The organism is Telluria sp. AIW5 (genome assembly GCF_056680575.1).
The window spans coordinates 5441987-5462298 of record NZ_CM155289.1 but is presented as its reverse complement, the minus strand read 5'-3'; the positions used below and the strand labels follow the sequence as shown (position 1 = coordinate 5462298).

At 64.9% G+C, this 20312-nt stretch carries 16 protein-coding genes; 11 read left to right on the top strand and 5 right to left on the bottom strand.

Annotation, left to right across the window (positions count from 1 at the left end; all coding sequences use genetic code 11):
- Nucleotides 1–13 precede the first annotated feature (13 nt).
- Complete coding sequence (locus AC1MEM_RS24040; RefSeq protein ID WP_499474600.1) at nt 14–4144, top strand: DUF3857 domain-containing protein; 4131 nt, start codon at nt 14–16, stop codon at nt 4142–4144.
- Nucleotides 4145–4191: 47 nt separating this feature from the next.
- Here the strand turns inward: AC1MEM_RS24040 and AC1MEM_RS24035 are convergent, their stop codons facing one another.
- On the bottom strand, nt 4192–5088 hold the full coding sequence (locus tag AC1MEM_RS24035) for a DMT family transporter (protein WP_499474599.1): 897 nt from the start codon (nt 5086–5088) through the stop codon (nt 4192–4194).
- Nucleotides 5089–5184: 96 nt separating this feature from the next.
- On the opposite strand from AC1MEM_RS24035, the gene AC1MEM_RS24030 reads away from it, so the two are divergent.
- Entirely contained in the window at nt 5185–6129 is a 945-nt protein-coding gene (locus tag AC1MEM_RS24030; protein WP_499474598.1) for a LysR family transcriptional regulator, read from the top strand.
- Here AC1MEM_RS24030 and AC1MEM_RS24025 read toward each other — a convergent pair.
- Nucleotides 6116–7615: a CitMHS family transporter gene (locus AC1MEM_RS24025; RefSeq protein WP_499477755.1), complete on the bottom strand. Its 1500-nt coding sequence runs from the start codon at nt 7613–7615 to the stop codon at nt 6116–6118. The genes AC1MEM_RS24030 and AC1MEM_RS24025 overlap by 14 nt on opposite strands.
- Nucleotides 7616–7853: 238 nt before the next feature.
- Between AC1MEM_RS24025 and AC1MEM_RS24020 the strand changes: the two genes are divergently transcribed.
- Nucleotides 7854–8840 carry a tripartite tricarboxylate transporter substrate binding protein gene (locus tag AC1MEM_RS24020; RefSeq protein ID WP_499474597.1) on the top strand — a complete coding sequence of 329 codons (987 nt, stop codon included), beginning with the start codon at nt 7854–7856 and terminating at the stop codon, nt 8838–8840.
- A 48-nt stretch (nt 8841–8888) separates the two neighbouring features.
- Here AC1MEM_RS24020 and AC1MEM_RS24015 read toward each other — a convergent pair whose 3' ends face one another.
- Nucleotides 8889–9635 (bottom strand): CPBP family intramembrane glutamic endopeptidase, encoded by a 747-nt coding sequence (locus AC1MEM_RS24015; RefSeq protein WP_499474596.1) that lies wholly within the window; start codon nt 9633–9635, stop codon nt 8889–8891.
- A gap of 706 nt (nt 9636–10341) precedes the next feature.
- Here AC1MEM_RS24015 and AC1MEM_RS24010 point away from each other — a divergent pair.
- The 8 genes from AC1MEM_RS24010 to AC1MEM_RS23975 are packed head-to-tail and all read left to right on the top strand — an operon-like array spanning nt 10342 to nt 18142.
- A complete protein-coding gene (locus tag AC1MEM_RS24010) occupies nt 10342–12012 on the top strand; it encodes a methanol/ethanol family PQQ-dependent dehydrogenase (protein WP_499474595.1) in 1671 nt (556 codons plus the stop codon).
- Entirely contained in the window at nt 11993–13009 is a 1017-nt protein-coding gene (locus tag AC1MEM_RS24005; protein WP_499474594.1) for a quinoprotein dehydrogenase-associated putative ABC transporter substrate-binding protein, read from the top strand. The genes AC1MEM_RS24010 and AC1MEM_RS24005 overlap by 20 nt, the downstream gene beginning before the upstream one ends.
- A complete protein-coding gene (locus AC1MEM_RS24000; RefSeq protein ID WP_499474593.1) occupies nt 12954–13352 on the top strand; it encodes a c-type cytochrome in 399 nt (132 codons plus the stop codon). The genes AC1MEM_RS24005 and AC1MEM_RS24000 overlap by 56 nt, the downstream gene beginning before the upstream one ends.
- Before the next feature lie 2 nt (nt 13353–13354).
- Nucleotides 13355–14374: a cytochrome c oxidase subunit II gene (coxB, locus tag AC1MEM_RS23995; RefSeq protein ID WP_499474592.1), complete on the top strand. Its 1020-nt coding sequence runs from the start codon at nt 13355–13357 to the stop codon at nt 14372–14374.
- On the top strand, nt 14371–16275 hold the full coding sequence (gene ctaD / locus AC1MEM_RS23990; RefSeq protein WP_499474591.1) for a cytochrome c oxidase subunit I: 1905 nt from the start codon (nt 14371–14373) through the stop codon (nt 16273–16275). The genes coxB and ctaD overlap by 4 nt, the downstream gene beginning before the upstream one ends.
- Nucleotides 16272–16886, top strand: a complete 615-nt coding sequence (locus tag AC1MEM_RS23985) for a cytochrome c oxidase subunit 3 (RefSeq protein WP_499474590.1) — start codon at nt 16272–16274, stop codon at nt 16884–16886. The genes ctaD and AC1MEM_RS23985 overlap by 4 nt, the downstream gene beginning before the upstream one ends.
- A gap of 18 nt (nt 16887–16904) precedes the next feature.
- Complete coding sequence (locus tag AC1MEM_RS23980) at nt 16905–17246, top strand: hypothetical protein (protein WP_499474589.1); 342 nt, start codon at nt 16905–16907, stop codon at nt 17244–17246.
- Nucleotides 17234–18142: a cytochrome c oxidase assembly protein gene (locus AC1MEM_RS23975; RefSeq protein WP_499474588.1), complete on the top strand. Its 909-nt coding sequence runs from the start codon at nt 17234–17236 to the stop codon at nt 18140–18142. The genes AC1MEM_RS23980 and AC1MEM_RS23975 overlap by 13 nt, the downstream gene beginning before the upstream one ends.
- A 164-nt stretch (nt 18143–18306) precedes the next feature.
- Here AC1MEM_RS23975 and AC1MEM_RS23970 read toward each other — a convergent pair whose 3' ends face one another.
- Both AC1MEM_RS23970 and AC1MEM_RS23965 read right to left on the bottom strand, forming a co-directional pair.
- Nucleotides 18307–19290, bottom strand: coding sequence for a tripartite tricarboxylate transporter substrate binding protein (locus AC1MEM_RS23970; protein ID WP_499474587.1), 984 nt, complete (start codon nt 19288–19290; stop codon nt 18307–18309).
- Between the two features lie 73 nt (nt 19291–19363).
- Nucleotides 19364–20233 carry a fumarylacetoacetate hydrolase family protein gene (locus AC1MEM_RS23965; protein ID WP_499474586.1) on the bottom strand — a complete coding sequence of 290 codons (870 nt, stop codon included), beginning with the start codon at nt 20231–20233 and terminating at the stop codon, nt 19364–19366.
- Between the last annotated feature and the right edge of the window lie 79 nt (nt 20234–20312).

Below are 20312 nucleotides of genomic sequence, written 5' to 3'. Positions count from 1 at the left end.
CTTGGAATTAATCATGGCGCTACGTCTCTTGTTACTACTACTGGTGATGTGCTTTGGACCTTCCGCCCTGGCAGCGGGCCAGTCGCAGTTGGCACGAGACACCGCGCTGCCTGGCTGGATACTCCCACTGGCGGCAGCGGGGCCGACCACCCACAACGATCCAGTGGTCATTCGACTCGCGGAAAGCCAGGTATTTCTCGGCAGTCGCACGACCTTGCTGGTCCATCGCGTCGTACAGGTCAACGAAAAAGCATCGCTGGGCGAGATCGGCCAGTACCGCATGTCGTTCAATCCCGCTTTTCAAAAGCTGGTCGTGCATCGCATCGTCTTGCACCGCGCTCAGCAGAAGCTCGATCGCACCAGCGCCACCAAAATCAGGCTGATCGACAGGGAAGAAGAGCTGGAAGCGGGTGTCCTCGGCGGTCGCGTGACGGCCCAGATCCTGCTCGACGATGTCCGCGTTGGCGACAGCCTGGATATCGTCTATTCGATTGAGGGCACAAACCCGGTATTCGGTGATCGCTGGTCAGACTCGTTCGGTCTGGACGACAAGGCGCCAACGGAGCGCCGCCGGATCGTCGTGAACCATCCGCAGGACCGTCCGGTCCAGTGGCGGCAGTTGGGCGACCACCGGCGCAATCCGGTCAACGCAAGCGTCGAGCCGGCAGGCGCGCGCGCGCGGCTTGTCCTCGAAGCACAGAATCTGGACGGCGTACAGTTCGAGCCCTCCATTCCGTCCAGCTTCCTTCCGCTCCAGCTCATCCAGATTACCGAATACAAGAGCTGGAACGAGGTTGCGCAATGGGCGGCGCGCCTGTTCCCGAACAAGCGCCCGGGTCCGGCCGTGCAGGCGCTTGCCAAGCAGTTTGCGAAGTCGGGTTCGACGATCACGCAGGCGAGCGCGGCTCTCCATTGGGTCCAGGAACAGATTCGCTACCTGAGCGTATCGGTCGGGGAAAATTCGCATCGGCCGCAAACGCCCGATGAGGTACTGCGACGGCGCTACGGCGACTGCAAGGACAAGACGAACCTGTATCTTGCGATCCTGGCAGCGCTCGGAATCGAGGGTGAACCGGTGCTCGTCGCTTCCAGCTGGCCGACATTGCCGGGGCGAATACTCCCTGGCCCGGACTGGTTCGATCACGTTATCGCCCGGGTCCACCTGAACGGAACACCCTATCTGGTCGATCCGACCCGGACTGACGAACTTGGCGCCTTGCCTGCGCTCGTGAGCGCATTCCCGGGGGCGCATGTCTTGCCGGCGTCGATGAACACCGAGTCGCTGCAGGTACTCCCGGTTGCGCAGCCCGGTTTGCCCGCGCTCGAGCGGGAGGCAACCTGGACCATCGAACAATTCGATGGCGATGCCATCCTCGAACTCCGCCAGCGCTGGCGTGCGCTTCACGCCCTGGCCGCACGGGGTGCCTGGGCGCGCGCGTCCGGGAGCGAGCGCAAGGATATCCTGCTGGCCGACCTGGAGAAGCATTATCCCGGCATCCGCCTCCTTGGCGAAGCGGGCATCGACAACCTCGAGGATGGCGCCGTATTCTCGCTGAGCGCACGATTTGCAGTGCCGGCCCCGCTGACTCTGCGCGACGGCCGCTATGAGCTTCCCTTCCACAGCGGGATCGTCGACGGAACCATCGGCATCCCCGACAAGTTGTCGCGCAGCTTCCCGTTTGCGCTCGCGGGCCGCAGCTTTCATGGGCGCTACCTGTCCCATGTGCGGTGGCCGAAGCATGCACGCGTATCGATGAAGTCGTCGGCAAAGCACGTCGACAACGCGTTTTTCGCTGTGCACACCGAAGTGGCCCAGCAGGGCAACGCGCTGGAATTCGTGTTCGACTACCGGCTCAAGAGGGCCGAAGTCGGCAAGGAAGAAATGGTTTCCCTGCAGCGGGAAGCGACGGCGATAGCCGAGCTGATGGATGGTACATTCGGCTTCCAGAAAGAGTGGGCATCCGATCCCGAACTTGGCGCCGCATCTTATCGCGAAGTCGAGACGATGAACCTGCTGGCCGCCGCGGGCGAGCAGTGGCGGCTGCTGAAAATACCGACATGGGACGACAGTCAGACGGCGCTCGCTTGCGGCGGCGCGGTTCTCTACATGAATGCCGAAGCAATCCCGCAGGCCCGGGAACTCAGTGATGCACTCACGGCGCGGCTCGCGCGCATGACCGAGTCACCGACAGCGCAATCATGCGTTGCCGGACTGGCGTTCCTTGACGGCGACCCCCAGCGTGCATTGCAGTTATTGGGTGGCCGTGAGCTTGCGGTGGGTCCGAGCCTGCCTTTTCGGGCAGAAGTGTTGCTGGCACTCGGGAAGCCGGATGCAGCCCGTGCAAGTTTGTTGCAGGAAGCGGACAAGCGACGCTCGGATGGCACGCTCAGCCAACTCGATGCCGTGAGGTTGCTCGCATTCCTGCAGCGTACCGGCGGGCCATTGCCAACGGAACTGGTCGATTACGTCGCGCCAGGCATTGACCCGACCTGGCCCAGGCCGATCGCCAGCATGCTGCTCGACCGTTTGCCGGAAGACGCGCTGATTCGGCTTGTTGAACAGGACGATGGCGATTTGAAGGCGGCCCGCCTCGCCGAGGCTTGGTATTACGTGGGACAGCACCGGCTGGCCCGACAGGACAAAACTGGCGCGATCGCTGCGTTCAGCTGGCATCGTGCGAACGGATTGAGGACGCAGCCGGAGACCACGTTTGCACTGGCCGAGCTGAGGCGGCTCACCGAAAACGATGCCGACTACCGGACGGGCCTGGAGTTGGCCGACGCGGGCAAGTTCGATGCAGCCTACGCCCATTACGGGTCTGCCGCGCAGCGTGGCACCGTGGAGGCGGAATACAGGCTGGGCCTGCTCTATGCCGACATCAGGCACGACTACCCGAATGCGATCGAGTGGTTGAGCAAGGCCCTCGCTCACGGCAGCGCCGGCGCAGCGAACGAACTCGGGATCATCCATGACGACGGCCTGGGCGTTGCCAAGGACGAGAAGCGCGCCGGCGAGTTCTACGCGCAAGCCGCCCGGATGGGCCACAAGCATGGGGCGTTCAACCTGGGAAATCGACGGGAGTTCGGGAACGGCGGCTCCGAGCGCGACCTGGCCCAAGCTTTCCTGTTGTATCGCGATGCAGCCCTCCTGGGACACGCAGAGTCGATGGCAAAGGTGGCGGAATTCTATCGCAGCGCTGACGGCGTCTCGAAAAACTTCCGATTGAGCGCGTTCTGGTCCACGCTCGGCATGCTCAACGGTAGCATGAAGGCGCAAGCCGACCTGGCCTTCCTGTACAAATGGGGATATGGCGTCAAACAGGACCAGGCCAAGGCGGTCGAGCTCTACCGTGAAGCCGCGAAGCACGATATCGAATCGGCGCAGGTCCAGCTCGGGCACTCCTACGAGTATGGACACGGTGTTGCAAAAGATGAGGCGGAAGCGATCAAGTGGTACAGGATGGCGGCCGGGCACGGCAATACCTATGCCCAAGCCAGCGGGGCCATGCTGACACTGGCGCGCAAACCGAATCCTGCCGAGGCTGAAGGGGCGATCCGCGTGCTGGAACAGCAGTTGGATAACGGGGATCTGGACCGTGCGTTCGATCTCGGGCGCGTGTACAAATTGGGCATCGGGGTCACCCAGGATATTCCGCGGGCAAACAGGTATTACAAGCTGGCCGCCGACCAGGGGAATCCGCAAGCGCAAGCATTGCTGGCGGATTATTACTATCTCGGGTCGCCGGCGGCGCGCGATTGTGACGCCGCGCTGGTCTTGTATCAGAAAGCTGCCGATGCGAATTATCCTTATGCAATCAACAATTTGGGCGACATGTACGAGAATGGTTGCGGCGTGGTCGCCGATGTCGGCCGCGCGCGCGCGCTGTACGCCAGGGCGGCAAAAATGGCACATCCGATTGCGTTTGCCAGCCTTGGGTCGCTCTACGATCGGGGGCTCGGAATGCAGCACTCACCGCTGCAGGCCTATCTTTACTATCGCATTGCGGCTCGCCTTGGGTTCACGACGGGGAACGCAGACGCGAAGCGCTTGCGCGGTACGATAGCGGAGGACCAGTTGACTGAAGCGGATGCGAAAGCGGCGGCGTGGCAAGAAGGGGATCCGCTTCCCGGCTTGGTGGATTGATTGCATGGTCTGTCTTCAAGCTCGTGCACCGGCTTCTTCGCCCGCCCTTACCGCGAGCGCGTGCAGAACCAGACCGCGGCCCCGGTGGCGGCGAAGCCCGCCAGCGACAGCATGTTCAGGGTTTCGCCCAGCACCGCAAAGGCGATGAGCACCGTCACGCCCGGGATCAGGTAGAACAGGCTGGCCACCTGGCTCGCGCGCCCATCGCGCATCAGGACGAACAGCAGGCTGCTCGCGCCGATCGAGTTCACGACCGAGAGCCAGGCGGAGGCAAACACCATCGCCGGCGTCCACCGCACGTCGAAACCTTCCAGGCCGAGCGACAGCGGCAGCGCCACCAGCGTGGCGACCAGCAGCTGCACGAAGCCGCCGGTGCGCACGTCCATCCCGGCGCAGTATTTTTTCTGGTAGAGCGTTCCCAGGGTAATGCCGATCAATGCCACCACCGCGGCGGCGTAGGCGCCGACGCCTGCGGTACCGGTCCCCAGCTTGTGCCACACCACCAGCAGCACGCCGAGCGTGCCGCCCGCCATGCCGAGCCACTGCTTCGCACCGGTGCGCTCGCCCAGCATCAGCGCCGCGCCCAGCGCCGTGAACACCGGCATGGTGCCGACAATCAGCGCCGATTCGCCGGCCGTCACGCCCAGTTTCAGGGCCGTGTACAAGCCCGAGAATTGCAGCGCCTGGATCAGCAGGCCGACCACGAGCAGGTGCCCGAGCGCTTTCCAGCTCCTGGGCCAGGGCGCGCGCCAGGCCAGCGACACGATCAACAGCAGCAGCGCGCCCAGACCGAAGCGCAGCGTCAGCAGCGTGAACGGCGCCGCATAGGGCACGGCCAGTTTGCCGACCACATAGCCCGAACTCCACATCGCAATAAAGAGCAGGGGCAGGGCGACGCTTTTTGCGCTGGTGGCCGCGGGGGCGGGAAGGCTGATGGTCGTCATCGGTTTCTCCTGTTGGAATGTGCAACCAGCTTAGGTCCGATACAACCGGGATACAATCCATCAAACCTAGAACTGATTGTTTCCAAGGGCGATACGATGAGCGAGATGCAGCCACGCGATTTTTCCGATATCTGGGCCTTTGTCCGCGTCGTGGAGACTGGTTCCTTTTCCGAGGCCGCGCGCCAGATGGGCACGACCAAGGCCAACATCAGCAAGCAGGTCGCGCGCCTCGAAAAGACGCTGCACGCCAAACTCCTGAACCGTTCGACCCGCAAACTCGGCCTCACCGAAGCCGGCGCCGCGATTTTCCAGAACGCGCTGCGCATGCTGGAAGAAGCGCGCGCGCTCGAGGCCACGGCCGCCGGCCTGCAGGCGGGGCCGGGCGGCACGCTGCGTGTCAGCGCCTCGCTCGCTTTCGGAAATACGTATCTGGGCGGCCTGCTGCCCGAATTCATGGAGCGCTATCCGGACATCCGCGTCGTCCTCTCGATGACCGACCGCTATGTCGACCTGGTCGAGGAAAACATCGACGTCGCCCTGCGCATGGCCCCGCGCATCGACATGCTGAGCGCGGTGGCGCGGCCGATCGCGCCGATCCATTACGTGCTCGCCGCCTCCAAGGCTTACCTGGAAAAGTACGGTACACCGGCGGGCATCGAGGAGCTGGCAAAGCACCGCTGCCTCACCTTCGGCAGCACCGGTGCGCCGGTGACCTGGCAGTTCGAACGGGGAGGAGAAAAAGAGAGCGTGAAGGTGAACAGCGCGATGTGCGCCAACAGCAGCCCGGCGCTACGCCTGGCGATGCTGCGTGGCGGCGGCATCGCGCTGCTGCCGACCTATGTCGTGGGGGAAGATATCCGGAGGGGGGAGGCGCTGCGGGTGCTGCCGGAGAGCGTGCCGGTGGGGGCCTTCGGCGACCGGCTGTATGCGGTCTATCTGGAGAACCGCTTCCTGCCGCCGAAGGTCCGGGTATTCATCGACTATCTCATCGAGAAGGTCGGCGAGCGCCCGGACTGGGATACTGCTGTTAGTGGCCCATGAAAGGAATCACGCCGAAGACCAGCGCCGCGGCCAGCATCACCAGCGAGGCCGAGATCGACCAGACCAGGGTGTAGCGCTGGTGGTCGCCGAACTCGATCTCCGACATGCCGACCAGCAGATAGGTGGAGGCCACCAGTGGGCTGAGCAGGTGGACCGGCTGGCCGATGAGGGAGGCGCGGCCGATTTCGGCGGCGCTGATGCCGTACACCGAGGCCGCCTTGGCCAGGATCGGCACGATGCCGAAGTAGAAGGCGTCGTTCGAAATCAGGAAGGTGAACGGGATGCTCAGCACGCCCGTGACGATCGCGAGATAGGGGCCCATCCAGCCCGGCACGCCGGCGATGACACTGGCGGCGATGGCGTCGACCATCTTGGTGCCCTGCAGGATGCCGACGAAGATACCGGCGGCGAAGATCAGCGAGACGACCGGCAGCACGTTGGCCGCATGGTGGGCGATGCGCTCTTTCTGGTCCTGCAGCTTCGGATAGTTGATCGTGATGGCGATCGCGAAGAAGATCATGAACAGCGCCGGCAGCGGCAGGGCGCCCTTGATCAGGAGGCCCATCAGGACGACGGTCAGCGCCAGATTCACCCAGATCAGTTTTGGACGTGCGATGCGCGGATCCGAGGAGGCGCTGACGTCCGCTGCGCTGGCGCTGGTGACGCTGGTGGCGCTGGCAGTCGCGGTGGCGCCTGCTGCAGCCTGGCCGCCCTGGAAGAAGCCCGCATTGCCGGCTGGTGCGGCGGCGTGCGCCATCCACTGGCCGGTGGTGCCGTCTTTCTGGCCCGCGACTGCAAGCTCGGCGGCAACCGGTTTGAGGATGCTGTCGTTCGCTGCCACCGGTGCGTTGGCCTTGGCTTCCATCTGCAGGGTGCCGAGGCGCTTGCGCTCGCGCTTGCCCAGCACGTAGGCGACGAACAGGACCCAGGAAGCGGTGATGGCCATCGGCAGGATCATCGGCACGAAGATTTCGCCGACGTCCACGCCCAGTGCGCTGGCAGCGCGCGCGGTCGGCCCGCCCCATGGCAGGATGTTGAACACGCCGCCGGCCAGCATGATGACGCAGGCGAGGATCAGGCGGCTCATGCCGAGGCGTTTATACAGCGGCAGCATGGCCGACACGGTGATCATGTAGGTGGTGGCGCCGTCGCCGTCGAGCGAGACGAACATCGCCAGCGCCGCGGTGCCGACCACGATCTTCATCGGGTCGCCTTTGACCAGCGCGAGGATGCGGCGGATGACCGGATCGAACAGGCCGGCATCGATCATGACGCCGAAATACAGGATGGCGAACATCAGCATGACGCCGGTCGGCGCCAGGTTCTTGATACCAGTGAGCATCATCGGGCCGAGTTCCGGACCGAAGCCGCTGATCAGCCCGAAGGCGATGGGCACGACGATCAGGGCCACCAGGGCAGGCAGGCGCTTGGTCATGATCAGGAACATGAACACGACGATCATTGAATAGGCCAGCACGGTTAACATCTTCATCTCCTCACAAACGCCGTCTCCCCCAAGCGAGGGCAGGCCGGAATCTGAAACAGTTTTTTACACGGGAATGTTGCGGTTCGAGCGTTATCACGGTTGTGTATCGCCCATATTTGCGCCAACTATATGCGCGCCCGGCTTTCAATCGGCTTTCAGCGCACCACGCATGTGCAAGTGTTGGTGCACGCGCACACCAGCCCTGCACCAAGCCGGCCCCAGGGGCTATGATGGCGCCGTGAACATCCTGCGTACTTTCCTGCTGTCGATCCGGCTGTCGATCCCGACCCTGGCCTGCCTGCCCGCCGCTGCTGCCCAGCCCGCCACCCCCGAATGCCTTGTGCCCTCCAAGCCTGGCGGGGCCATGGACCTGACCTGCAAGCTTGCCCGGCAAGCCCTGTTGAAGACACCTGGCGCCGCGCCCCTCAAGCTGAGCTATTTGCCCGGCGGCATCGGCGCCGTGGCCTGGCATACCCTCGTGTCGCAACGGCGCGCCGAACCCGATACCCTGGTCGCGTTTTCCGGCGGCTCGGTGCTGAACCTGGCGCGCGGAAAATTCGGCAAGGCCGACGTCGGCGACGTACGCTGGGTCGCCGCCTTTGCCACCGACTACGGCATGATCGCCGTCCCGAGCAACTCTCCCTACCGCACGCTGGGCGAGTTCGTTACCGCAGTGAAGCGCGATCCGAAGCGCGTCCTGATCGGCATGTCCGGCACCATCGGCAGCCAGGACTGGATGAAGATGGCGCTGCTGGTGCGCCAGGCCGGCATGGATCCGCGCAAGATGCGTTTCGTGGCGCTGGAGGGCGGCGGCGAGCAGTTCGTGGCCATGGACGCGGGTTACATACAGGCGATTTCCGGCGACGCCTCGGAGGCCCTGCTGAACGCCGGTTCCGGCAAGGTGCGGGTGCTGGCCGTGCTGTCCGAACACCGCCTGCCGGGCGCGCTGGCTGCAGTGCCGACCGCGCGCGAACAGGGGTATGACGTGGTGTGGCCGGTGATCCGCGGCGTGTGGATGGGGCCGGACGTGCCGGAAGCGGACTACCGGCGCTGGGTCGCCGCCTTTGCCGGCATGGAGGCGGACCCGGCATTCGCGAAGATGCGCGCGCAGGCCGGACTGTATCCGTTTGCGCTCACGGGGGATGCGTTGACGCGTTATGCGCGGCAAGCGATTGCGGATTACAACGCGCAGGCGATGCAGTTCAACCTGGTGCGGGTGCACTAAACCGGACCGGCAGCCCGATCGATCAGCGTTGCTTGCTTGGCCTTGTTCTCAGATACCGCCGATTCCGTGCAGCACGCCATCGGCAAGGAAATGGGCGACCATCGCATGCGCCAGCCCACGCCGCCAGTACAGCCAGCCGAAGACGATACCGCCGGCGGCATTCAAGGCCACGATGCGCACGACCACCATGGCCGTCAGCGGCGACAGTGCCGCAGCGGCAGGCAGGTGACCCAGGCCGAACAGGAGGGCGGCGCCGACGATGCCGATCCATGCCGCCGCTGGAGTAGCCGCCTCGCTACGCCTCACGCACCGCCGGGCCAGCCACACCAGCAGGCTCATCAGAAATAAGCGGCACATGAGTTCTTCCGCGATGCCGCCATACAACGACGCCGCAAGCCGCTTCCACAATGCGATGCCTGACAAGGCAACGCCGGTCATGGCGGGCATGAACGGTTCGGTCAGCTTGGCCAGGACCAGCAGCGCCAGGCCGGTCAGTAGCCCGGCCGCGATCGACGTTGCCAGGCCGGCGCGCGGGGGATACTGGACCGACGCCATCAGGCCGGCCGCCTTCGCCAGCCGGATTCCCATCCAGCCCAGGAGCGTGAACAGGACCAGCGCCTGCAAGAACTGCATGCCGAGAAATACGGGCAAAGGAAAGCGGATGCGGGCGAGCAGTCCCGGCGACAACGCGGTCGCATAGGGCAGGACGGCCATCGAGGCAAACGCCCCTGCGATGCCGGCCGCGATGGCAGCACGCCTGACATCCGGAGTTGATGTTGCAGCTGATATGAACATGCTTGACCTATCTATCGACGTGGAAGGAATGGGGTTGATTGGCCCTCGAACCGCGCGACGGCGGCCGGCATGCGCGTCGCAGCCTCATGCGCGTGGCGTACCCAGATGACGGGCTGCAATCACATCTTCTTCGTCGAAATTTCTGGGGCGGGCCATCGAGATCGCAGGGTTGTTATGGAATGTTTGTTCAATAACTCCACCTTAGGCGTTATGGAACGATCAGTCAAGAATAACTGAAGCTTGAACTGACAATGAACGAGGCCGTGTTGTTGGGGCGGATGCATGTCTTATGCCGCGAATGTCCGCTCCCGGCCACGCATGATACGGTGGGCCGTCAAGCCAGGCAGGCGATCGCGGGCTACGACAAGCAGGCGATGCATTTCAACGGAGTGCGCGCGCACCAGCAAAACGAGCCCCCAACGACGCCAGTACCGAAGCAAACGCCGTCGTCAATATCATGCCGAATATCGTGCTCCCCACGCCGATAGGAAACCTACATTTCATCTGCAACTTTACGTTTCGCAGCGTTAGGTAACGCACAAAACTCATCCATACATTTCATTACAATTTCCATATTCGCATCTTCGCCGGTCGACCGACAAGGTAGTCAATGAAAGCGTATCTTGCAACCCTCACTCTCCTGGCTGGCGTTGGGGCGCCAGCACTGGCAGCCGACCCGACCTCGACTCCCGATGGCGAATGGCCCATGGCAGCCCGCGATTACGCCAACACGCGCTTCAGTCCGCTAGGGGAGATCACCCCGGCCAATCTCGGTAAACTCAGCCTCGCGTTCACCTTCTCGACCGGCGTGCTGCGCGGCCATGAAGCGGCGCCGGTAGTGGCGGACAACACCATGTTCATCGTCACGCCCTACCCGAACCTGGTCTACGCGCTCGACCTGACGAAACCCGGGGCGCCGCAGAAATGGAAATACGATCCCAAGCCGCGTGCCAGCGCGCAGGGCGTGGCCTGCTGCGACGTCGTCAACCGCGGCCTCGTCTACGCCGACGGCAAGATCTTCTTCAATACGCTCGACACCGACACGATCGCGCTCGACGCGAAGACCGGCAAGGAACTCTGGCGCACGCGGCTGGGCAGCATCGATAAGGGCGAAACCGTCACCATGGCGCCGATCGTGGTCAAGGGCAAGGTCCTCGTCGGTAACAGCGGCGGCGAACTGGGCGTGCGCGGCTGGCTCACGGCGCTCGACGCCGAGACCGGCAAGATCGCCTGGCGCGCCTACAGCACCGGCCCCGACAACGAAGTGCTGATCGGTCCCTCCTTCAAACCCTTCTATGCGCAGGACCGCGGCAAGGACCTGGGCAAGAAAAGCTGGCCGGGCGACAGCTGGAAGATCGGCGGCGGCACGGTCTGGGGTTTTTTGACCTACGATCCCCAGACTGACCTGATCTATTACGGCACCGGTAATCCTGGTCCATGGAACCCGGAGCAGCGGCCCGGCGACAACAAGTGGACCTCGGGCATTTTCGCGCGCAAGCCGGACACCGGCGAGGCCGTCTGGTACTACCAGTGGAGCCCGCACGACCTGCACGACTACGACGGCGTCAACGAGAACGTGCTGGCCGAAATCCCGATCGCGGGCAAGCAGCACAAGGTGATCCTGCACCCGGACCGCAACGGCTACCTGTATGCGCTCGACCGCGCAAGTGGCCAGGTATTGTCGGCTAGCCCCTACGCCACCATCACCACCAGCACCCGGGTCGACCTCCAGACCGGCAAGCTGGTCTACAACGCGGCCAAGGATCCGCAAGCCGGCAAGGCGGTGCGCGATATCTGCCCGGCCTCCTCGGGCGCCAAGGACTGGCAGCCATCGGCCTGGTCGCCGCGCACGAAACTGCTCTACCTGCCGATGCAAAACATCTGCCAGGATGCCGAGACTTACGAAACCAGCTATATCTCCGGCACGCCCTATGTCGGCGCCAGCATCAGGCAATATGCCGGCCCGGGCGGCAACCGCGGCGAGTTTGCGGCCTGGGACCCGGTCGCGCGTAAAAAAGTGTGGTCGATCAAGGAAAGCTTCCCGGTCTGGAGCGGGGCGCTTGCCACCGCCGGCGACGTCGTCTTCTACGGCACCATGGACGGCTGGTTCAAGGGCCTCGACGGCAAGACCGGCAAGCTGTTGTGGCAGTACAAGGTCGGCTCGGGCATCATCGGCCAGCCCGTGTCCTACCGCGGACCGGACGGCAAGCAGTACATCGCCGTGCTGTCGGGCATCGGCGGCTGGGCCGGCACCATCGTCGCCGGCGAGATCGATCCGCGCGACGGCACCGCCGCGACCGGCATGATCAACCTGACGAAGGATTTGCCGAAGTACACCAGCAAGGGAGGGATGCTGTATGTCTTCGCTCTCCCGTAAATGCTTGCTGGCGGCGCTGGCCCTTGGCGCTGCGGCGGCGCATGCGGACGAGCGCGTACTGCGCGTCTGCTCCGATCCGGACAACCTGCCGTATTCGAACCAGGCCGGCGCCGGCTTCGAGAACAGGATCGCCGAACTGATCGCCCAGGACCTGCACGCCACGCTGCAGTACGACTGGTGGCCGCAACGCCGCGGTTTCGTGCGCCGTACGCTGGGCGCGGACTATTGCGACGTGCTGATCGGCGTGCCCGCGGACTTCGACCGCGTCAGCACCACGCGGCCGTATTACCGCTCCAGTTATGTGTTCGTGACGCGCGCAAGCGAACCCGTGCCGGACTTCGGCGGCGCCGCCATCCGCCAGCGCCGCATCGGCGTGCAACTGATCGGCAACGACATGGCGGCCACGCCGGCCGGGCACGTGCTGGCGCGCGCCGGGGCCACCGCCAACGTCACCGGTTTTACGATTTTCGGCGACGGCCCGGCCGCGGGGCGGATGGTCGACGCGGTCGACGCCGGCCAGATCGACGCCGCCCTGATGTGGGGTCCGCAGGCCGGCTATTTCGCCGCGCGCAGTCACGTCCCTTTACAGGTCAGCATCGCCAGGCCGCCGGCCGGCACGCCCGAGCCCTTCGAATTTTCCGTGGCGCTCGGCGTCAAGCGCGGCAACAAGGCGCTGCTGGCGGAACTCGACGGCGTCCTCGCGCGCCGGCAGCATGAGATCGACACCATTCTGGCGGCTTATCACGTGCCGCGCACCGATGCAGTGACAGGGGGGATAGATGACGCCGACGACACAATGGCTGCGTGCCGCAGCGGCGCTGGCCCTGCTGGCCGGCGTGGCGGGCTGCTACCGCGAGGAGCGTCCGACCCCGGTGCCGCCGGCCGCGCCGACGGAATCGAACGTGCGCCAGAGCGAGATCGAGCCGGGCCAGAAGCGCCCCGTGGCCGCGGTCTCCGACCAGTACGAAGAGAACGCCTACGCGATGTCGCAAGGTAAATCGCTGTTCCGCAAATTTAACTGCAGCGGCTGTCATGGACAGGGCGGCGGTGGCATGGGCCCGGCGCTGATGGACGACAAGTGGAGCTATGGCAGCGAGCCGGCGAACATCTACGCGACCATCGTGCAGGGCAGGCCGAACGGGATGCCGGCCTTTGGCGGGCACCTGACCAATGAGCAGGTGTGGCAGCTGGTCGCCTATGTGCGCTCGATGAGCGGGCAGGTGCGCGAAGACGCGGCGCCCTCGCGCAGCGACGAGTTCCAGACCGCGCCGCCCGAAGGCCGGCGCGAGAAGGCCGAGCCGAAAGACGCCGCCGACGCTGCCGCCACGCCGAAGGGATGAGCATGCGCGCTCTTGCATCCTTCCTGCTGCTGGCTGGGTCGAACCTCGCCCTTGCCGCCGTCCCTGCGCAAAGCGCGCTGCAGCCGCACGGCATCCAGGCCGTCGAGATCCACGACCTGTGGCGCCTGACGCTGCTCATTTGCACGCTGGTCTTCGCCGCCGTCTTCGCCGCCTTTTTGTACGCCATCTGGCGCGCACCGCACAGCAAGGTGCAGCTGGCGGCGGACGTGTCGTCGCTCGATCAACCCGAGCCGCGCCTGAAGCGGCCGGTCGTCATCGGCGTCGCAATCTCCATCGCCTTGTTGATCGTGCTGATCGTGGCCGACTTCGTCACCGAACGCCGCCTGGCGCACCTGCCCCTGAAAGACGCGGTGCGCATCGAGGTGACGGGACACATGTGGTGGTGGGGCGCGCGCTACCTCGACGACGAGCCCGCGCAGATGTTCGACGCCGCCAACGAGGTGCATGTCCCGGCCGGCAAACCCGTCATCCTCAAACTCGGCAGCGCCGACGTGATCCACAGCTTCTGGGCGCCCAGCCTGCACGGCAAGAAGGACCTGATCCCCGGCCGCACCTCGCTGCTGCACTTCCGTGTGGATAAACCCGGCGTCTACCGCGGTCAGTGCGCCGAGTTCTGCGGCTTCGAGCACGCGCTGATGGCGTTTACGATTGTCGCCGACCCGCCCGCGCAGTACGAAGCCTGGGCCGCGCGCCAGCGCGCGCCCGCGCCCGCGCCAGCAACCGACCTGCAAAAGGCCGGCCTGGCCGTCTTCATGCGCAGCACCTGCGCCATGTGCCATGCCATCGCCGGTACCGACGCCGGTGCAAAGCTCGGCCCGGACCTGACCCACCTCGCCAGCCGCAGCATGCTCGCCTCCGGCACCTTGCCCAACACGCCGCAGTACCTGGCGGCCTGGATCCTCGACCCGCAACGCTTCAAGAAAGGGGCGAACATGCCCGCCACGCCGCTGTCCGCCAATGACCTGAACGCGCTGATGGCTTACCTGGAGACGCTCAAATGACGCCCAACCAGGCACTCGAAACCCGTAACCCAGTGCTTGACCGCACTTGGAGCGATCCGCCTGGCCCCATCGGCTGGCTCTCCGCGATCAACCACAAGACCATCGCCATCCGCTTCATGCTCACCACCTTCGGCTTCTTCGCCGCCGGCGGCGTGCTGGCCATGTTGATCCGCCTGCAGCTGGCGCAGCCCGAAAACAAACTGATCGGCCCGGACTTCTACAACCAGCTGTTCACGATGCACGGCACCACGATGATGTTCCTGTTCGCCGTGCCGGTGATGCAGGCGGTAGCGACCTTCCTCGTGCCCCTGATGATCGGCGCGCGCGGCATCGCCTTCCCGCGCATGAACGCCTTCGCTTACTGGATTTTCCTGTTCGGCGGCCTGATGCTGTACGCCGCCTTCATCCTCGACATCGGCCCCGACGCCGGCTGGTTCGCCTATCCGCCGCTGGCCGGCCCCGAATATTCGCCCGGCAAACGGATGGACTTCTGGGCCCAGCTGATCACGTTTACGGAACTCTCCGGCCTGCTCGAGGCGGTGATCCTGATCACCACCATTTTTAAGATGCGCGCGCCCGGCATGACCCTGAACCGCATGCCGCTGTTCGTGTGGACCATGCTGGTGACCTCCTTTATGGTCATGTTCGCCATGCCCTCGGTGATGCTGGCCAGTACCGCGCTGATCACCGACCGCCTGGTCGGCACCCACTTCTACAACCCGGCCGAAGGCGGCGACGTCGTGCTGTGGCAGCACCTGTTCTGGTTCTTCGGCCACCCCGAGGTCTACCTGATTTTCATACCGCCGCTGGGCTTCATGTCCTCGATCATCGCCACGTTTGCGCGGCGCCCGATCTATGGCTATCCGGTGATGGTACTGGCGATCATCGCCACCGCCTTCCTCGCCTTCAGCCTGTGGGTGCACCACATGTTCGCCACCGACGTGCCGGAACTGGGCAAGAGCTTCTTCACCGCTGCCAGCGCCATGATCGCCATCCCGACCGCGGCGCAGATCTTCTGCTGGATCGCCACGCTCTCGGCGGGCAAGCTGAACTTCCGCACGCCGATGCTGTTCGCGCTCTCCTTCTTCTTCATCCTGCTGATCGGCGGCCTGACCGGCGTGATGCTGGCCTCCGTCTCGCTCGACCTGCAGGTGCACGATACCTTCTTCGTCGTCGCCCACCTGCATTACGTGCTCATTGGCGGGGCGGTGTTCCCGCTCTTCGGCGCTTTCTATTACTGGTTCCCGAAGTTCACCGGCCGCCTGATGGGCGAGCGCCTCGGCAAGTGGAACTTCTGGCTGATGTTCGTCGGCTTCAATGTCGCCTTCTTCCCGATGCACATCGCCGGCCTGCGCGGCATGCCGCGCCGCGTCTATACCTATCCGGCCGAAATGGGATGGGGCATGCTGAACCTCATTTCCACCATCGGCGCCGTCATCCTGGCCGTCGGCATCCTGCTGTTCGTCGTCAACGTCCTGCTGAGCCGGCGCGGCGGCGAGGTCGCCGGCGCCGATCCATGGTCGGCCGGTACGCTCGAGTGGGCCACGTCGTCACCGCCGGCGCCCGGTAACTTCGTGCGTCCGCCGGTGGTGGCCTCGCGCTTCCCGCTGTGGAGCGCGGGCGGCGTGGCCGGTACCGTGGCCGGCCTGGCCGACGACCGCCGCGAAGTGCTGGTCACGAGCGTGCTCGATGCCGTGCCCGACCACCGCGCGGTGATGCCCGAATCGAGTATCTGGCCGTTTGTTTCGGCGCTGACGGTGACGGTGCTGTTCGTCGGCTCGATCTTCACGCCCTGGGCCATCGTCTGGGGCGCCGTACTGTGCACGCCGCCGCTGGTGATCTGGTTCTGGCCGAAGCGCGCGTCGACCAACATGAACATCGAACGCGAGGTCAAGCCATGAGCAATCTTGATGCAGTCATTCCCGCGCAGGACATCGACGTGGCCCGGCTGCCGACCTATGTCTACGGTGCGCGCAGCATGATGTGGTGGGGGACGATGGGGCTGATGCTGATCGAAGGCACCGTTTTCGCCATCACCATAGTCGTGTATTTTTACTTGCGCAGCCACTCGCAGACCTGGCCGATCAACCGCGCGCCCGAGCTGTTCTGGGGCGGCCTGAATACCGCCATCATGCTGGGCAGCCTGCTGCCGAACTGGCTGGCCAAGCGCGCCGCCGAGCGCGAGGACAGGCAGGGCGCGCGCTGGTGGCTGGTGGCCTGCCTGCTGTTCGCGCTGGCCTTCCTGGTGGTGCGCGTGTTCGAATTCGGCGGCCTGAATACGCGCTGGGATTCGAACGCCTATGGCTCGGTCGTCTGGATGCTGCTGGCGCTGCACACGACCCACCTGGTCACCGACACCATCGACACCAGCGTGTTGGCCGTGCTGATGTTCACCGGGCCGCTCGAGGGTAAACGGTTTGTCGACGTCAGCGAGAACGCCATGTACTGGTATTTCGTCGTCGGCAGCTGGCTGCCGATCTATGCCGTCATTTACTGGGGAGCGCGCCTGTAAGCGGCGCGCGAAGTGACCATGAAGATTATGCCGAACTGGCCCGCACTGCTGCTCGCACCCTCGATCGCCCTTGCCAACGCGGGCATCGCCTATGCGCTGGTCTCGCCCAGCTGCTCGCACCAGGAAAACAGCACGCTGCACGTGCTGTCGATCTGCAGCCTGCTGGCCTGCCTGCTCGTCACCTGGGGCGCGGCGCTGAACTGGCAGGGCGCCCGTGCGCTGGCCGGACCGGCGGAGCTGCCCACCGAATCGCGCCATCGCTTCCTGAGCCAGGTGGCGACCTTGTGCGGACTGCTGTCGGCATTGGTGGTGCTGGCCGAGTGGCTGCCGGTCTGGATGGTGTCGCCATGCGGCGGCTAGCCTGCGCCGCGTTCGCGCTGCTCTTTGCCGGCGCAGCGTGCGCGCACGATGTCGCTGCGCCGGTGGCGCCAACACTTCGTTGGACCTTCGAACCCTGGGTCGTGATCTGCCTTGGCGTGAGTGCGCTCTTGTACGGCGTCGGCCTCGCGCGCCTGTGGAAAAAATCCGGGGAAGGGCGCGCGCAGTTGCGTCTTCAAGCCTGTGCGTTTTTCGCCGGCTGGCTGGCGCTGGCCGCGGCGCTGGTGTCTCCGCTGGACGCGCTCGGCAGCCAGCTGTTCTCGGCCCACATGCTGCAGCACGAAGCGATGATGATCGTCGCCGCGCCGCTGTTTGTGCTGGGGCGTCCGTTTGCGTTCTGGATGTGGGGCCTGCCGCCAGGCTGGCGCCGCCCGGTCGGCGCGGCCGTGCGCGGGGGTGCGGTACAAACCTGCTGGACCCTGCTGACCTGGCCCGTGTTCGCCTGGCTGCTGCACGCGGCCGTGGTGTGGCTGTGGCATGCGCCGCTGCTGTTCGAGGCGGCGCTGCACAGCAACGGCATCCACACGCTGCAGCACGTGAGCTTCCTCGGCTCGGCGCTCCTGTTCTGGTGGGCGGTGCTGGGCGACGGCACGTTCAGGCCGCAGCGCGGGCTGTCGATGCTGTACATCTTCACGACCATGGCGCACACGGGTGCACTGGGCGCGCTGCTGACCTGGTCGGGCGTGATCTGGTATCCCAGCTATATCGGCGCCGGCGAGGCCTTCGGCATGGAGGCGCTGGAAGACCAGCAGCTCGGCGGCCTGATCATGTGGGTGCCGGGCGGGCTGGCCTATTTGATTGCCGGGCTGGCGCTGGCGTCGAAGTGGCTCGGGCACAACACGCCGCATGATCTCGCCCCCCGCACCCGCACACCGTAGAAAAGCTGGGGTCAGGTCTGACATTTAGACACGGCCTCAACGATACCAGGTCGAGTAAGGCAGAGGTCGTGTCCGAATGTCAGACCTGACCCCAGCTCGCTTCGCGTGGGCTTGCCCACCCTACGGTGCGCCGCGGTCCCGGCGAGATCATGCGGCCTGGCTAACTACTCGACCTTGCCGATCTTCTGCACGGCTTCCTTCAGCTTCTTCGAGTCCTCGGCAATATACGCCTGGAACTCCGGCGTGTCCTGGTACTGCAGCGGGCTGCCTGCAGCGACCATGATCTGACGAACGTGGGGATCGTTGGCGGCGACGCGCGCGGCCTCGCGCAGCCGGGCGACCACCGCATCCGGCGTGTCGCTTGGCACGAACAAGCCGGACCATTGCGCGAACTCGACCGGATGGCCCGCTTCCTTCAGGCTCGGCACGCCCGGGAAGGCGGCCAGCGGCTCGCTGCCCCAGTGCGCCAGCACGCGCAGCTTGCCGGCCTTGACGTGCTGCGCCACGCTGGCCGGCCCGGTCGACAAAGCCGTCACCTGGCCGCTGAGCAGGGCCATCACGGCCGGCGCCGCGCCGGTGTAGGGAACGTGCAGCAGGTGGATGCCCGCCTCGTGTTTCAGCATTTCCATCGGCACGTGCATGGTCCCGTAGTTGCCCGAGGAGCCGAAACTGTATTCGCCTGGTTTGCTGCGCGCGGCTGCGATGAACTCGGCGGCCGTTTTCCACGGACTGTCGGCGCGCACCACCAGCACGGTCGGGTCGGCGGTGAAGCGGGCGATTGGTTTCAATTGCGCCAGCTGGTACAAGGGTTTGCGCCCGGTGAGCCTGTCCGCTTCCGGGATAATCGAAATCGAGGACAGCGCCATCAATATCGTGTAGCCGTCCGGCGTGGCCCGCGCCACTTGCCCCATGCCGATCGCGCCGCCGGCGCCGCCCTTGTTTTCGATGATGATGCTGCCCTTCAGTTGCCGTTCCATGGCCGCCGCCACCGGACGCGCGACGGTGTCGGCGACGCCGCCGGGCGGGAAGGGAACGACCATCGTGATGACTTTGTTCGGATAGGTATCGGCTGCGCCGGCCAGGCCGGACAAGGCACTGCAAATGAAGCCGGCGACCAGGACTGGCGTTTTCAGGAAGTGCATGTTCATCGTGCTCTCACATTGGATTCGGTGGATGCAGCCCGGCCACGCCGGGCGACAGGAAGGTCAAGCGGCGACAGGCTTACCGGACCGTGTTCTCGATCGTGCCGATGCCTTCGATCGATATGCGCACCTCGTCCCCGGCCTGCAGGAATTTCGGCGGCTTGAAGCCGATGCCGACGCCGACCGGCGTGCCGGTGACGATGACGTCGCCCGGCCGCAGCTCGATGCCGGCGGAGATGGTGGCGATCAGGGTCGGGATGTCGAAGATCAGGTCGGCCGTATTCGCATCCTGGCGCAGTTCGCCGTTGACCCAGCACTGGACCCGGGTGTTTTCCGGATCGATCGCATCGGCGCTGACGATCCACGGGCCCATCGGGCAGAAGGTGTCCAGCGATTTACCGAGGAACCACTGGCTGTGCAGCTTTTGCAGGTCGCGCGCGGTGACGTCGTTGACGACCGTATAGCCCCAGATGTGCGAATAGGCGTCTTCCTTGCGGATGCCGCGGCCGCCTTTGCCGATGATCACGGCCAGTTCGGCCTCGTAATCCATCTGCTGCGTCACTTCGGGATGCGAGTCGATATCGTCATGCGGCCCGACGATCGTGCTCGCCGGTTTGGTAAAGATATTCGGCGCCGACGGCACGGCCTGGGCGGACGTGTCGAAACCGGAACCGCTGAATTCCTTCGCATGCTCGTGGTAGTTTTTACCTACCAGGAAGAGGTTGCGATCGGTCCGGCTCAGCGGCGCCTTGATGCGGATGCCGGCGAGCGGCTGTCCCGGCCCGACGGTTTTCAGCTGGCTTGCCGGTTCCGGCATGGCCTTGATCAGGTCGAGCATATCGCCCGTGAATCCCGGCACCACGTCCGCGATATCCCAGTAATGTTCGCCGGCGTTGTCGACGATGACGACGCGTGCCGCGTCATTGACTTCGATTGTTGCGATGCGCATTGCTACCCTTCTTTTGGTTTTAAATGGTTTGTCTCTAAAACCAATTTACAGCAATTAATCGCACTCAGTCAAAGACAAA

Bases quoted from the DNA above. Each gene is read 5' to 3' on its own strand.
- AC1MEM_RS24010 (WP_499474595.1), top strand. From the start codon at position 10,342: ATGGCAGCCCGCGATTACGCCAACACGCGCTTCAGTCCGCTAGGGGAG.
- ctaD (WP_499474591.1), top strand. From the start codon at position 14,371: ATGACGCCCAACCAGGCACTCGAAACCCGTAACCCAGTGCTTGACCGC.
- AC1MEM_RS24005 (WP_499474594.1), top strand. From the start codon at position 11,993: ATGTCTTCGCTCTCCCGTAAATGCTTGCTGGCGGCGCTGGCCCTTGGC.
- AC1MEM_RS24025 (WP_499477755.1), bottom strand. From the start codon at position 7,615: ATGTTAACCGTGCTGGCCTATTCAATGATCGTCGTGTTCATGTTCCTG.
- AC1MEM_RS23980 (WP_499474589.1), top strand. From the start codon at position 16,905: ATGAAGATTATGCCGAACTGGCCCGCACTGCTGCTCGCACCCTCGATC.
- AC1MEM_RS23975 (WP_499474588.1), top strand. From the start codon at position 17,234: ATGCGGCGGCTAGCCTGCGCCGCGTTCGCGCTGCTCTTTGCCGGCGCA.
- AC1MEM_RS24030 (WP_499474598.1), top strand. From the start codon at position 5,185: ATGAGCGAGATGCAGCCACGCGATTTTTCCGATATCTGGGCCTTTGTC.
- AC1MEM_RS23965 (WP_499474586.1), bottom strand. From the start codon at position 20,233: ATGCGCATCGCAACAATCGAAGTCAATGACGCGGCACGCGTCGTCATC.
- AC1MEM_RS24015 (WP_499474596.1), bottom strand. From the start codon at position 9,635: ATGTTCATATCAGCTGCAACATCAACTCCGGATGTCAGGCGTGCTGCC.
- AC1MEM_RS24040 (WP_499474600.1), top strand. From the start codon at position 14: ATGGCGCTACGTCTCTTGTTACTACTACTGGTGATGTGCTTTGGACCT.
- AC1MEM_RS23970 (WP_499474587.1), bottom strand. From the start codon at position 19,290: ATGAACATGCACTTCCTGAAAACGCCAGTCCTGGTCGCCGGCTTCATT.
- AC1MEM_RS23985 (WP_499474590.1), top strand. From the start codon at position 16,272: ATGAGCAATCTTGATGCAGTCATTCCCGCGCAGGACATCGACGTGGCC.
- AC1MEM_RS24035 (WP_499474599.1), bottom strand. From the start codon at position 5,088: ATGACGACCATCAGCCTTCCCGCCCCCGCGGCCACCAGCGCAAAAAGC.
- coxB (WP_499474592.1), top strand. From the start codon at position 13,355: ATGCGCGCTCTTGCATCCTTCCTGCTGCTGGCTGGGTCGAACCTCGCC.